This is a genomic window from Alterinioella nitratireducens (assembly GCF_013155465.1).
GTDB classification, from domain to species: Bacteria; Pseudomonadota; Alphaproteobacteria; order Rhodobacterales; family Rhodobacteraceae; genus Alterinioella; species Alterinioella nitratireducens.
This window is the reverse complement of the sequence record NZ_JABJVX010000016.1, coordinates 43,212-56,415: the sequence shown is the minus strand read 5'-3', so window position 1 is coordinate 56,415 and position 13,204 is coordinate 43,212. Positions and strand designations below refer to the sequence as shown.

The 13,204-nt window shown below is 63.3% G+C and carries 11 protein-coding genes; 8 read left to right on the top strand and 3 right to left on the bottom strand.

The window, feature by feature from the left end:
- The first annotated feature begins 129 nt into the window (after window positions 1–129).
- Both HNS34_RS18070 and HNS34_RS18065 read left to right on the top strand, forming a co-directional pair.
- Window positions 130–1,158 carry an SDR family NAD(P)-dependent oxidoreductase gene (locus tag HNS34_RS18070; RefSeq protein WP_172321495.1) on the top strand — a complete coding sequence of 343 codons (1,029 nt, stop codon included), beginning with the start codon at window positions 130–132 and terminating at the stop codon, window positions 1,156–1,158.
- Between the two features lie 62 nt (window positions 1,159–1,220).
- Window positions 1,221–2,528, top strand: a complete 1,308-nt coding sequence (locus HNS34_RS18065; protein WP_172321494.1) for a UDP-glucose dehydrogenase family protein — start codon at window positions 1,221–1,223, stop codon at window positions 2,526–2,528.
- On the opposite strand, the gene HNS34_RS18060 is transcribed toward HNS34_RS18065, so the two are convergent.
- The 3 genes from HNS34_RS18060 to HNS34_RS18050 form a co-directional block, all read right to left on the bottom strand.
- Entirely contained in the window at window positions 2,525–3,484 is a 960-nt protein-coding gene (locus tag HNS34_RS18060) for a KpsF/GutQ family sugar-phosphate isomerase (protein ID WP_172321493.1), read from the bottom strand. The genes HNS34_RS18065 and HNS34_RS18060 overlap by 4 nt on opposite strands.
- Window positions 3,485–3,550: 66 nt before the next feature.
- Window positions 3,551–4,507, bottom strand: a complete 957-nt coding sequence (locus HNS34_RS18055; protein ID WP_172321492.1) for a ParB N-terminal domain-containing protein — start codon at window positions 4,505–4,507, stop codon at window positions 3,551–3,553.
- Between the two features lie 55 nt (window positions 4,508–4,562).
- Window positions 4,563–5,963, bottom strand: a complete 1,401-nt coding sequence (locus tag HNS34_RS18050; RefSeq protein WP_172321491.1) for an AAA family ATPase — start codon at window positions 5,961–5,963, stop codon at window positions 4,563–4,565.
- Window positions 5,964–6,335: 372 nt separating this feature from the next.
- Between HNS34_RS18050 and HNS34_RS18045 the strand changes: the two genes are divergently transcribed.
- From HNS34_RS18045 to HNS34_RS18020, 6 genes are all read left to right on the top strand, one after another.
- Entirely contained in the window at window positions 6,336–7,358 is a 1,023-nt protein-coding gene (locus tag HNS34_RS18045; protein WP_328700573.1) for a replication initiator protein A, read from the top strand.
- Between the two features lie 1,253 nt (window positions 7,359–8,611).
- The gene (gene rfbC, locus HNS34_RS18040) at window positions 8,612–9,184 is read left to right on the top strand and encodes a dTDP-4-dehydrorhamnose 3,5-epimerase (protein WP_172321490.1); all 573 of its coding nucleotides are present in this window, start codon (window positions 8,612–8,614) and stop codon (window positions 9,182–9,184) included.
- Window positions 9,181–10,221, top strand: a complete 1,041-nt coding sequence (rfbB, locus tag HNS34_RS18035; protein WP_172321489.1) for a dTDP-glucose 4,6-dehydratase — start codon at window positions 9,181–9,183, stop codon at window positions 10,219–10,221. Before rfbC ends, rfbB begins: the two co-directional genes overlap by 4 nt.
- Window positions 10,218–11,069, top strand: coding sequence for a dTDP-4-dehydrorhamnose reductase (gene rfbD, locus HNS34_RS18030; RefSeq protein WP_172321488.1), 852 nt, complete (start codon window positions 10,218–10,220; stop codon window positions 11,067–11,069). Before rfbB ends, rfbD begins: the two co-directional genes overlap by 4 nt.
- Complete coding sequence (gene rfbA, locus HNS34_RS18025) at window positions 11,066–11,935, top strand: glucose-1-phosphate thymidylyltransferase RfbA (protein ID WP_172321487.1); 870 nt, start codon at window positions 11,066–11,068, stop codon at window positions 11,933–11,935. Before rfbD ends, rfbA begins: the two co-directional genes overlap by 4 nt.
- A gap of 15 nt (window positions 11,936–11,950) precedes the next feature.
- Window positions 11,951–13,204: a glycosyltransferase family 4 protein gene (locus tag HNS34_RS18020; RefSeq protein WP_172321486.1), complete on the top strand. Its 1,254-nt coding sequence runs from the start codon at window positions 11,951–11,953 to the stop codon at window positions 13,202–13,204.

Here is a 13,204-nt window from a genome sequence, read left to right as displayed (position 1 = left end):
AGGACACCACCATCAGCGACTTCGATACCGACATGTTCGTCTTCGTCTGACGGGCGGGAAAGGGATTGGTGGGGCTGCCCGGCGCTGCTAGGTCTGGCACACTAGGCTCATGCACGAGGATCCCGGCCCATGCCCCCTGCCCCGCCGCGCACTGCGCTTGTCACCGGTTCGGCCGGGTTCATCGGCTTTCACCTCTGCCAGCGTTTGCTGGCCGAGGGCTGGCAGGTCATCGGCATCGACGCGCTGACCGAGTACTATGATGTAACCCTGAAAAAGGCCCGGCAGGCGCAATTGCTGGACCACCCTTCGTTTCGCACCGAAACATCCCGCATCGAGACTCCCGGCGTGCTGGTGGCGCTTTGCGCCACCCACAAACCCGATGCCGTGATCCATCTCGCCGCACAGGCCGGGGTACGCTATTCGATCGAGAACCCCGAGTCTTACGTCGAGGCCAACCTCATCGGCACGTTCCGCCTGCTGGAGGCCGCCCGCGCCCATCCGCCCGCGCATATGTTGCTGGCCTCGACCAGTTCGGCCTATGGCGCAAGTGTCGAAATGCCTTATGCAGAGACACAGAAGGCCGATTTCCCGATGTCCTTCTACGCCGCCACAAAGAAGGCGAACGAGGCCATGGCGCATAGCTATGCGCATCTCTACGACCTGCCCACGACCCTGTTTCGCTTCTTCACTGTCTATGGCCCCTGGGGGCGACCCGATATGGCCCTCTTCAAGTTCACCAGGGCGATCTTGGAAGGCCGCCCCATCGACATCTACAATCACGGGAAGATGCAGCGCGACTTCACCTATGTGACCGATCTGGTCGACGGGATCATGCGCCTGATCGACACCCCCCCTGCCCGTCCCGCCACGCCCGAGCACATCCCCGAAGGCGACAGCCTGTCCCCCGTGGCCCCGTTCCGCATCGTCAATATCGGCAATTCAGAGCCTGTTCCGCTGATGGACTTCATCGCGGCAATCGAAACCGCACTAGGCCGAACGGCCCGGAAAAACTTCATGGAGATGCAACCCGGAGACGTGCCCGCCACCTGGGCCGATACAGGCCTGTTGCAGCGGTTGACCGGCTACCGCCCCGAAACGCAGGTCACGGAGGGCGTGGCGCGGTTCGTCGCGTGGTATCAAAGCTATTACGGCGTTTGAGCCCTCGCTTTTTGCGCCGCCGATGCTAGGATTCGCGCAAAAGGCATAGGGGCAGTCACACGATGCGTATCGCAATGATCGGAACGGGCTATGTCGGCCTGGTCTCCGGCGTCTGTTTTTCCGATTTCGGCCATGACGTGATCTGCGTCGACAAAGACCCGGCCAAGATCGCGCGGCTGGAGGCTGGCGAGGTGCCGATCTACGAGCCGGGGCTTGAAGCGCTGATGGCCAAGAATGTGGAGGCCGGGCGGCTCTCCTTCACCACCGATCTGGGGGCCGCCGTCGCCGGGGCCGAGGCCGTGTTCATCGCCGTCGGCACGCCCACGCGGCGCGGCGATGGCCATGCCGATCTGTCCTACGTGATGGCCGCAGCGGAAGAGGTGGCGCAGGCGCTGACCGGCTATGCCGTCATCGTCACCAAATCCACCGTGCCGCTCGGCACCAACCGCAAGATCAAGCAGGCAATCCTGAAGGCGGTGCCGGGGGCGGAGTTCGATGTCGCCTCGAACCCCGAGTTCCTGCGCGAAGGGGCCGCGATCGACGATTTCATGAAGCCCGACAGGGTCGTGGTCGGCGTGCAGAACACGCGCGCGGGTGAGGTGATGGAGGAGATCTACCGACCGCTCTACCTGCGCGATTTCCCCATCGTCTCCACCGACCTGGAAAGCGCCGAGATGATCAAATACGCGGCCAATGCGTTCCTAGCGACCAAGATCACCTTCATCAACGAGATCGCCGCCTTGTGTGAGCGCGTCGGAGCGGACGTGAAGGAAGTCAGCCGCGGCATGGGGTTGGACGGGCGCATCGGCAACAAGTTCCTGCATGCCGGTCCCGGCTACGGCGGCTCGTGTTTTCCCAAGGACACCAGCGCGCTGGCCCGGATCGGGCAGGAACACGCAATGCCGCAGAATATCGTAGAGACCGTGATCCGGGTGAACGAGGCTATGAAGGTGCGGATGATCGAGAAGCTGCGCGACCTTTGCGACGGGGTCTTCAACGGCAAGACCATCGCCATCCTGGGCGTGACCTTCAAACCCAATACAGACGACATGCGCGCGGCCCCGTCGCTGACCGTGATCCCGGCGCTGGTAGGGGCAGGGGCCAAGGTGCGCGTAGTGGACCCGCAAGGCCGGCGCGAGGGCGAGGCCCTGCTGCCGGGCGTCAACTGGATGGAGGACCCCTACAAGGCTGTGAACAACGCCGATCTGCTGGTGATCCTGACGGAATGGAACGAGTTCCGGGCGCTAGACCTGAAGCGGATCGCGAAGAAGATGGCGACGCCTCGCCTGGCCGACCTGCGCAATATCTATTCGGCGAAGGATGCGAGAAAGGCCGGGTTCGAGGCCTATGACGCCGTGGGGCGGGGTTAGACTACGCCCGCCCGCAGGCAGTCATGCAGATGCAGCAGCCCCACCGGCGCGCCCTGCCCGTCCACCACGAAGAGCGCGGTGATCTTGCCCGACATCATCGCCAGTGCCTCGGCGGCCAGCATGTCGGGCGCGATGGAGCGCGGGTTCTGGGTCGCGACATCGCCCGCGCGCTTGTCCATCAGCCCGTCCATGTTGCGGCGCAAATCGCCGTCAGTGATCACGCCCGTCAACCGGTCGCCCCGCGTCACGCCGGCGATGCCGAAGCCTTTTTCGGTCATCACCAGAAGCACATCGGGCATCGGCATGGCCTCGCTGACCAGCGGCAGCGCGTCGCCGTCATGCATCAGTTGCGAGACCTTGGCCAGCTGCGCGCCCAGTTTGCCGCCGGGATGGAAGGTGTGGAAATGCTCGGCCAGAAACCCGCGCCGCTCCATCACCGCGACGGCCAGCGCGTCGCCAAGCGCCAGCGTCAGCGTGGTCGAAGTGGTCGGCACCATGCCGATGGAGCAGGCCTCGGTCGCCTGTGGCAGGGTCAGGCGCAGATCGGCGGCCTTCATCAGGGTGCTGTCGGGGTTCTTCGACACCGCGATCATCGGGATGGAAAACCGCGCGGCATGGGCGACAAGATCGCCGAGCTCGGCGGTTTCGCCCGAGTTCGACATCAAGATGCAGAGGTCATCGGGTGTGATCATACCCAGGTCGCCATGGCTCGCCTCGGCGGGATGCACGTAATAGGAGGGCGTGCCGGTCGACGCCAGCGTCGCGCAGATCTTGCGCGCGATATGGCCCGACTTGCCCATGCCCGACAGGATGACGCGGCCCTTCACGGCCAGGATCGCCTCGACCGCGGCCTCGAAATCCTCGGGCAGGGCGTCGGCCATGGCGCTCACGGCTTCGCCTTCGATACGGAGCACACGGGCGGCGGTTTCTCGGATCATGTCACTGGTCTTTGTCATGCCGCACCCCTTAACCGATGAAGGAAGGGAAGGGCAGGGGGAATGTTTCGCATGCGAAACGGGGGCTCACCGGGGCGATTCCAGCCAGTTGAGCAGTTGCGCCTTCAGCTCTGGCGTCAGCGCGGCCCCGCTGATGGTGACGCCCTTAGCGGTTTCGCGCACCGACAGGCCGGGGCGCAGTTCGCGCATTCCGGGCCGGTTGCCGCGCGGCTTGGGCGGCGGGGTCAACGCCTTGGAGATCAGCGCCTGTTCCGCCTCCAGGCTTGCAGGCGCATCCCGCAAAAGGGTCTGTTTCAGGGTCTGTGCAATGGTTTCAGAGCCTTCCATCGCCTTGGCAAGCCTGAGCCCGAGCCGTTCCGTCAGCGAGGCCGGAAAGCGCAGGGCCCCGTCCAGTGCGGCGACCACGGGGATGAAGCTGCCGATCTTGGAGCGCCGCGCGCGCGAGGCGGAGCCGAAAAGCCCCTGAAGCGCCGCGCGCCGGTCTGCGAACACGCCCTGTTCCACCGCCTTCAGGGCGATCCGGGCGCGCTCGAAATAGGTGAGACCGACCCGGATCTCGTTTTCCTCGACCATCGCCACATAGGCATCGGACGCGGTTTCAGGCGTGCGCAGCAGGGCCTGCACAAGGGCAAAAGACTCCTCCCCCGTCTCCGCCTGCAAGCGACGCAGGGCGGCCAGGCGGCGCCAGCCCGAGATCAACCCATAGCGCCCGCCCTCCAGCGCCACGACCTCGATTGGGGTCTGTTGGCCACGCGCGCGGATGCTGTCGACCAGGGCTTTCAGATCCTCGTCATCGGCCAGGATCCGGTCCCGAACAAGGTAGCCTTCGTCAACCGCATCAAGGGGCAGGGCCTGCACCAGCCGCCCTTCGCTGCGGGCGCGGGCCAGTTCGGCCGTGACCTCCTCAAGCGCCGAGACGGTCGAGGCATCGCCCGCCACCCGCGCGATGGGAGCGGCAGGGGTGGCGGCCTCGTCCTCCCACATACCGATCCGGGCCGGGGTCAGGCGTCTGCGTTTTGCCATCATGCTCTCCGTCTCTGTCAGTCTCTAAATGTAGGTTTAGAGACTAATCTCAGCCTCATGCGGCCCCAAGTTTATCTGTCTTCTTCGCCGCCAGTTCCTCACGCCGCCAGATGCCCAAGAGCAGCCGCTTGAACGCGGCATATGTGGCGTCGAATGTCTCGCGACCCCTTGCATAGGTCTCGCGGTTGAAGTCGCGGTAATCGGCCTCGTAGATGCCCGAGACCTGCTCGCCCGCCTGGCCGATCAAGGCAGTGTAGCCCTGCCGGTGCGGGCTGAGCGTCCGGCCCAGATAGGCCTGCATCAGGGCGCCAAGCTCGGCCTGCTGGCTGTCATCGTAGCGTGTGATCACAGCGCGCACCGCGTCCCATTGAAACGCCATCTCGTCGCGGCCGAGCGCGCGGGCGGCCATGTTCTCCCCCTCCTCGATCGAGGCGAAGGTGGAGTGCAGCATGTCGAAGAAACGCCCGGTGCTGTCGAACTCCAGGAAAGAGGCGCCGAGCGGAACCAGTAGGATATCGGCCGCGGCCAGCCCGTTGATGGTCAGGTAGCCAAGGGCAGGGGGCGTGTCGATGAAGACGAGGTCATAGGCGTCCAGTACCCCGTCGGCCTGCAACATGTCGGTCAGCGCATCCCACAGTTTCCAGCCACGCCCGTTCATGCGCCAGACCGGGATCTGAAACTCGGCCCAGTAGAGGTTGAGCTGCGCGCCGATGAGGTCGATATTGGGCCAATGCGTTTTTTGAATGATGTCGTCGGCGGTGATGGAAAGAGCCTCGGACAGGGTCTCATCAAGGGGTTGGGGCGCTTCGCCGCGATCCATCCGGCGCTGGTTCTCGGCCCGTAGATAGCCTGCATAATGGCGCGCCAGAAGCGGGAAGACCGTCTGCCATTCATCTTCGACACGGCCACCGAAGATCGAGGTCATGGAACCTTGGGAATCCAGGTCGATCACCAGAACCTTGTAGCCATCTAGTGCCGCTGACATCGCCAGATGTGCGCAGGTTGAGGTCTTGCCGACCCCGCCCTTGAAGTTGGCGACTGCCACCAGCTTGGCCGCCAGCCCCTCGGGTCGGTAGGGGCGATACTCCTTGGCCTTGGACCCCTCGGAGGCGAAATGGCTGCGCAGGCGCAGCACCTCATCGAGCGTGAACCACTTGGCTCCGCCCTCGGTCTCGGAACGGCCTTGCGGCAGGTCAGAGTTCTGCTTCAGCACGCGGCGGAAATGGGCCTGGGCCACCGGAATCAGGTAGCGGGTGATCTCCCAGGTCGAAAAGAGCCGCAGGCGTTTCTGCCCCTCTTCGTCCATCCCGCGCGAGGCGAGATCGGTGCGTCCCTGCGCACAGGCCTGCGCAATCCGCGAAAAGCCCGCAGTCGACAGCGGCGCATCCAACTCCGCCAGTGCCGCATCAGGATCGATATTGAAATAGGGGGGTGTCCCCACACTGTCCTTCGCCATGCCCGCGCCTCATGTGCCGTGTTTTCTTCAATATACGCGAAAACGCATGACATGGAAGGAAAAGCCGCACCTCAGGTGTGATTTCTCAGCAATTACAGGGCAAAGGGCTGGGTGAACTGTCTGTGGCGAAAAAATCTGCCCTGTTAGAGATGTGTTATATATGTGTTAAGGGCTTTTCCCGATCTGGCAATGCCTTCTTTTCACCCGGGTTTCAGGTGTTTCGTATGAGCCAGCCGATTCCGAACCCCCGATAAAACGATTCCAAACCCCCGCTGATCCGACTCCAAACCCACGATGGCAGCGCTGGACGGCTCCTGTGGATAACTCTAGGGTTGGCGTCAATAAAACCACGAAACACCGAGTCGGGTCCCCGTGAGCAGTTCCATCACCAGTTCGGGCAGGCTTTTGCCTGATCGTCACCCGCAGGGGGATTTCTTCCTCTGCGATATTTTCGATGCCATCCCCAAGGATGACATGGTGACGATGGAGCACCCGATCTTCTCGCTGTCGACGCGCCCCGACCGACGCATCCTGCGCTATGCCCATAACGATGTCGAAATCGAGGTCACGCCAAGCGTCAAGGGGCTGGCCACGATCCACGACAAGGACATCCTGATCTATTGCATCAGCCAGCTAATGGCGGCGCTGAATGCCGGCAAGTCCGTCAGCCGCCGGCTGCATCTGCGCGCGCATGACCTTCTGGTCGCCACCAACCGTGAAACCAGCGGAGATGCCTATCGCCGTCTCAAGGCGGCCTTCGAGCGGCTCGCCGGCACCCGCATCACCACCAACCTGGAAACCGGCGGTCATGACGTGACGAGCGGTTTCGGCCTGATCGAGTCCTGGGAGATCGTGCGCCACGCGCGCGGCGGCCGCATGGTCAGCGTCGCGGTGACGCTTAGCGAGTGGCTCTACCGCGCGGTGATGGCGAAATCGGTCCTCACCCTCAGCCGCGATTATTTCCGCCTGCGAAAACCGCTGGAACGCCGCATCTACGAGATCGCGCGCAAGCATTGCGGCCGCCAGGAAAGCTGGCGCGTCTCGGTTGATCTGCTCTTGAAGAAATCCGGCGCGGCCAGCCCGCGACGCGTTTTCCGCAAGATGCTGCGCGACATGATCGCGGCGGGCCACCTGCCCGATTACGAGATGGTGGAGGAGGTGGACGATATGATCCGCTTCTCCCTGCGCGATGCCGTGGTCGAAGGCCCCGTCCGTAGCGTCCCCGTGCTACCCCCCGAGGCGCATGACGCGGCCCGTGCCCTAGCGCCGGGATGGGATGTCCATGCGCTCGAGGCGGAATGGCGCGGCTTCTGGGTCAGATCGGGCCGTCCGCGCCTGACCGCGCCGCAAAAGGCGTTCCTCGCCTGGGTGAAACAGCGCGTGGCGCGCGGCTAGGGTTGAGCCAATTACCTACGTTGTCTTGGGCGACTGATTGACGGGGCGAATCAATGCCGGGTTGCGGGGCTGTGCGTGGTCCTGGATGCGGGGCAATGGGCGGTTGTGCGGTTGTGCGGCGGCGCGGAACAAATAAATTTCATTGGGGATTGACAACGGCAGAGGGGCGACCGCTTTGGGTCCTTCCTGCGTGATTCGGGCTGCCGCGGGGGGCGCAGAGCGCGATATTAGAGACTTTTTCAAACTAACTAGGGGACTCCCGTGATGATCTTGCGGTCGGCCTCATGTTATCCGCTAATTCCTTCAATCTAAATCATAATCCGTGGGGCAATCGCCCTTTCGTTGTGCAGAAATGCAGGACATATCGGTCCACCCCCGGACCTTCTGCGCGGCTGTGCGGGTTCGATCAAGCCAAATGGCATGATATTCCGCTTTTCAAGTCAAATAGCTTGATGCGAGTTCGGGGCGGACCGGCTCGACCCTGGCGGCGAGGTCCCCGGGCAGATCGGCGATCCGGGCTGTGGGTTCAGAATTTTTCAACGGACCGTTGGGAGGACTGCCGTTCTCGTCCACAAACAGTTGCCGTTCCAAGCGTTCCAAGGTGTTCCAAGCAACCGCCCGTGGCTTGGAACGGGTTTCTGCCTTAAAAAACAAGGGGTTATGTCCTGCCGTTCCAAGTGTTCCAAGTATAACAGGGGTGTTGGTTTGGAGACTATAGAATAGTAGCCGTAATACCACCACGGTAAGTGGAAACGAGACTCGCATATACACGTAGCCCTATAATGTAGGCTTGGAACTTGGAACACTTGGAACGCCCCCACTCAACACACTGATTACAAACGAAAAAAGCCGTTCCAAGCAAACCCGTTCCAAACGGAACATCCGGCACGATCCTTGGAACACCCCCCGAGATCGACACGAAAAACCCCACCACCAGCCGTAGAAACCGGATTTCCACGAACCGTTGCGACCCGTTCCACGTCCTATGGACTCCCCGTCATCCGCGATCTCCAGCCCGGTAAGCGCGACGGGAAGCCCGTTTTTCCACGCGCGGTGGAGGCCAGAAAGCAGAAAACCCGGCCTTTCGACCGGGTTCTCTACTGCTCGTTGTTTCATTGAGATTCGGATTCCTCCGGTCAGAACAGTTCAATGGACCCTACGCTCGGCGAGCCCATATTTCTGGCAAAGGTGACGTTAGTGAATGATCTTGATAAACGTTGCTCGAAAAATGGGCCAAGAATTGGGAAGAAGCGGTGCAGATAGAAGACACCCGCCTTTCCGGCGTGAAGATCCTGACGCCGCGCCGCTTTGGCGATGCGCGTGGGTTTTTCTGCGAGAGCTGGAACCGACAGACCATGGCCGCGCATGGGCTGACCTATGATTTCGTGCAGGACAACCATTCCTTCTCGACCCAGGTCGGCACCTTGCGGGGCTTGCATTTCCAGGCCCCGCCCCATGCCCAGGACAAGCTGGTGCGCTGCGGGCGCGGGCGGCTCTTCGATGTCGCGGTCGATATCCGCAAGGGCTCCCCCTCCTATGGGCGATGGATCGGGGTCGAGCTGAGCTTCGAGAATGGCCGCCAGTTGCTGGTGCCCGCGGGGTTCCTGCATGGCTTCGTCACCCGTGAGCCCGAGACCGAGATCATCTATAAATGCACCGATCTCTACGCGCCCCAGACCGAGGGCGCGGTGCGCTTCGATGATCCGGAAATCGGCATCGACTGGGGGCTTGAGGGGCGGGAGCCGGTCCTGTCGGAAAAGGACGCCGCGGCACCGGGGCTCAAGGATCTCGACAGCCCCTTCACCTGGGAGGCGCGCGCGCCATGAAGCTGCTCGTGACAGGGGGCGCGGGGTTCATCGGCTCGGCGGTGGTGCGGCTGGCGGTAGCGCGCGGGCATCAGGTGATCAATCTCGACGCGCTGACCTATGCTGCCTGTCTGGTGAATGTGGCCTCTGTCGCGGACAACCCGCGCTATGCGTTCGAACATCTTGATATCCGCAATCGCCCCGCTTTAGACACTGTATTCGACACCCATAAGCCCGATGCGGTGATGCATCTGGCCGCCGAATCCCATGTCGACCGCTCGATCGACGCGCCGGGTGATTTCATCGAGACCAACATCACCGGCACCTATAACCTGCTCGAGGCCGCGCGCCGGTACTGGGCGGGGCAGGGCAGGCCCGAGGGGTTCCGCTTTCACCATATCTCGACCGATGAGGTTTATGGCAGCCTCGGCGAGACGGGCCAGTTCACCGAAACCACGCCCTATGATCCGCGCAGCCCCTATTCGGCCTCCAAGGCTGCCAGCGACCACCTGGTGTGGGCCTGGGGGGAAACCTATGGGCTGCCGGTTCTGCTGACCAATTGCTCGAACAATTACGGACCTTATCACTTCCCCGAAAAGCTGATCCCGGTGGTCATCCTCAAGGCGCTCGCCGGTGAACCGATCCCGGTTTACGGGTCGGGCGAGAACGTGCGCGACTGGCTCTATGTCGAGGATCATGCCGATGCGCTGCTGACGGTGCTGGACAAGGGACAGGTGGGACGCAGCTACAATATAGGTGGCGAGAACGAGGCGCGCAACATCGACATCGTGCGCATGATCTGCGCCATCCTGGACCGCGAAAGACCCTTGAACAGATCCTATTCAGGGCAAATCACCTTTGTTCAGGATCGCCCCGGCCATGATCTGCGCTATGCGATCGACCCGACCCGTATCCGGGAGGAGTTGGGTTGGCGTCCCTCCGTGACGCTGGAGGAAGGGCTGGAAAGGACCGTGCGCTGGTACCTGGAGAACGAGGCCTGGTGGCGCGCGCTTCAGGCCCGCGATGGCGTCGGGCAACGTCTGGGAACCGGCACATGATCCTGGTGTTCGGAAAGACGGGGCAGGTAGCGCGCGAGTTGCAAGGGATGGACGGTGTCACCGCTCTGGACCGGCGGGCCGCCGAACTGACCGACCCCGCCGCCTGCGCCGCAGCTATCCGGGCGCATCACCCCCAAGCCGTGATCAATGCCGCAGCCTTCACCGGCGTCGATGCCGCCGAGGTAGATGAGGCGGTCGCGGAACGGGTCAATGGCGTGGCCCCCGGCGTCATGGCCGATACCTGCGCGGCGCTGGACATTCCCTTCATCCATATCTCCACCGACTACGTCTTCGACGGCACGGGCGAGACCCCCTTCGCCCCCGATGCTCCCACCGGCCCGCTCGGGGCCTATGGCCGGACCAAGCTGGCGGGCGAGAGGGCGGTACGCAGGGCAGGGGGCAGGCATGCGATCCTGCGCACGGCTTGGGTGTTTTCCGCCCATGGCAATAATTTCGTGAAGACGATGCTGCGGCTCGGACGTGAACGGGAGACGCTCAATGTCGTCTCGGATCAGGTCGGCGGGCCGACGCCGGCGGTGGATATCGCTGTGGCAAACATCTCTATTGCAGGGCAATTGGCGCAGGACGCGACTAAGACCGGCACTTATCACTTCAGCGGTGCTCCGGATGTCTCCTGGGCCTGTTTCGCGCGCGAAATCTTTGCCCAAGCCGGGATCGCCTGCACCGTCACCGATATCGTGTCGTCGCAATACCCGACCCCTGCCTTGCGCCCGGCCAATTCGCGGCTAGACTGCTGCGAAACAACCCGCACCTTCGGCCTGCCGCGCCCCGACTGGCGCGCGGGGCTGGCGCTGGTCTTGGCGGAACTTGAGGCGGGCAAGGCATGACGGCACGCAAGGGCATCATATTGGCGGGCGGCACCGGCACGCGGCTCTATCCGATCACGCTCGGCGTTTCCAAGCAGCTTCTGCCGATCTATGACAAGCCGATGGTCTATTATCCGCTCTCGGTGCTGATGCTGGCGGGTATCCGCGAGATCGCCATCATCACCACGCCGCATGACCAGGTCCAGTTCAAGCGCACGCTCGGCGACGGATCGCAATGGGGCGTCAACCTCACCTATATCAAACAGCCCAGGCCGGAGGGGCTGGCGCAGGCCTATCTGCTGGCCGAAGATTTCCTGGAGGGTCAGCCGTCCGCGATGGTTCTGGGCGACAATATCTTCTTCGGCCACGGGCTGCCCGAGCTGATGGCGCGCGCCGATGAACAGCCTGCGGGCGGCACCGTCTTCGCCTATCACGTGGCCGATCCCGAACGCTATGGCGTGGTGGCGTTCGATGCGGCAGGCGCGGCAAAGGCGATCATCGAGAAACCCGCCGATCCGCCCTCGAACTATGCCGTCACGGGGCTCTATTTCCTCGATGGCACCGCGCCCGACCGCGCCCGCACCCTCACACCGTCCCCGCGCGGCGAGGTCGAGATCGCGGATCTTCTGCAGACCTACCTAGAGGAGGGGGCGCTCTCGGTGCAGACCATGGGGCGCGGCTATGCCTGGCTCGATACCGGGACGCATGGCAGCCTGCTCGATGCGGGCAATTTCGTGCGCACGCTGGAAAAGCGGCAGGGCTTGCAGGCCGGCAGCCCGGACGAGATCGCCTATGAGCAGGGCTGGATCGGTGCCGAAGACCTGGAGGCGCGCGCCCGGATGTTCCTCAAGAGCAGCTACGGGCAGTATCTCCGGGGTCTTCTGTGACGCAAGGCGGGCCTCATGAAACTTCTCTTCATCCATCAGAACTATCCGGGCCAGTATCGCGAAATCCTGCAATGGCTGGCGAGGCAGGGTGGACATGAGATCGTCTTTCTGACCCAACGCGAAAACCCGGCCCCGATGCAGGGTGTGCGCATCATTCGCTACGCCCCGCATCACCGCCCTGCCAAGGATGCCTATGGGCTGTCGCGTTACTGGGAGGACTGCGCCGGGTCGGGCTTCGGCGCGGCGCAGGCACTCCAGGCCCTGGGCAAGGCCGGGTTCAAACCGGATGTGATCCTGGGCCATATCGGGTGGGGTGAGCTGACCTTCACCAAGATTGTCTGGCCCGACGTGCCGGTGATCGGGTTCTTCGAATATTACTTCCTGGCCCAAGGCGGCTCGGTCGGGTTCGACCCGGAATTTCCCTCAGGCCCCCACACGCCCTTCATCATGCATGCCCGCAACGCGGTGAATTACATCAACCTGGAAACCGTCGATCTGGGGCAATCGCCGACGTGCTGGCAGCGTGACACATATCCCGAGAGCTTCCATTCAAAGATCTACACCTGCCATGACGGCATCCGCACCGATCTGCTGCGCCCCGATCCGGAGGCGTCTGTGATGCTGGACCGGTTGGGGCGCGCCGTCACGCGGGACGACGAGATCTTCACCTATATGGCGCGCAACATGGAGCCGACGCGGGGCTTTCATGTCTTCATGCGCGCGCTGCCCCATATCCTGGAGGCTCGCCCCAGGGCCCGCGCGCTGATCATCGGCGGCAACGAGGCGTCATACGGCAAGAAGGCGGCTGACGAGGGCGGCTACCGCGCCCGGATGGAGCGTGAGGTCGGCGACCGGCTGGATTGGGACCGGGTGCATTTCCTGGGCCGGGTGCCTTATGCAGACTATCAGAAGATCATTCAGATCAGCCGCTGCCATATCTACCTGACGGTGCCCTTCGTCCTCAGCTGGTCGCTGCTCGAATCGATGTCGATGGGGGTGACCATCGTGGCCTCGGACGTGGCCCCGGTGCGCGAGGCGATGACGCATGGGCAAACCGGCCTGCTGGTCGATTTCTTCAAGCCGGAAGCGCTGGCCGCGCAGGTGGCCGAGGTTCTGGTCGCCCCCGGCGATTACGCCCATCTGGGGGTGGCGGCGCGCGCCCATGTCGTGGAAAACTACGATTTCCGGACCCGCTGCCTGCCCGCGCATATCGCGCGCATCAACGCGCTGGCCCCTGCCGCCGCCCGCCCGATCGCGATGCCAGTCTGA

Coding starts and splice junctions, on each gene's coding strand:
- rfbB (WP_172321489.1), top strand. CDS start 9,181: ATGAAGCTGCTCGTGACAGGGGGCGCGGGGTTCATCGGCTCGGCGGTG.
- HNS34_RS18050 (WP_172321491.1), bottom strand. CDS start 5,963: ATGGCGAAGGACAGTGTGGGGACACCCCCCTATTTCAATATCGATCCT.
- HNS34_RS18060 (WP_172321493.1), bottom strand. CDS start 3,484: ATGACAAAGACCAGTGACATGATCCGAGAAACCGCCGCCCGTGTGCTC.
- rfbA (WP_172321487.1), top strand. CDS start 11,066: ATGACGGCACGCAAGGGCATCATATTGGCGGGCGGCACCGGCACGCGG.
- HNS34_RS18065 (WP_172321494.1), top strand. CDS start 1,221: ATGCGTATCGCAATGATCGGAACGGGCTATGTCGGCCTGGTCTCCGGC.
- HNS34_RS18070 (WP_172321495.1), top strand. CDS start 130: ATGCCCCCTGCCCCGCCGCGCACTGCGCTTGTCACCGGTTCGGCCGGG.
- HNS34_RS18020 (WP_172321486.1), top strand. CDS start 11,951: ATGAAACTTCTCTTCATCCATCAGAACTATCCGGGCCAGTATCGCGAA.
- HNS34_RS18055 (WP_172321492.1), bottom strand. CDS start 4,507: ATGGCAAAACGCAGACGCCTGACCCCGGCCCGGATCGGTATGTGGGAG.
- rfbD (WP_172321488.1), top strand. CDS start 10,218: ATGATCCTGGTGTTCGGAAAGACGGGGCAGGTAGCGCGCGAGTTGCAA.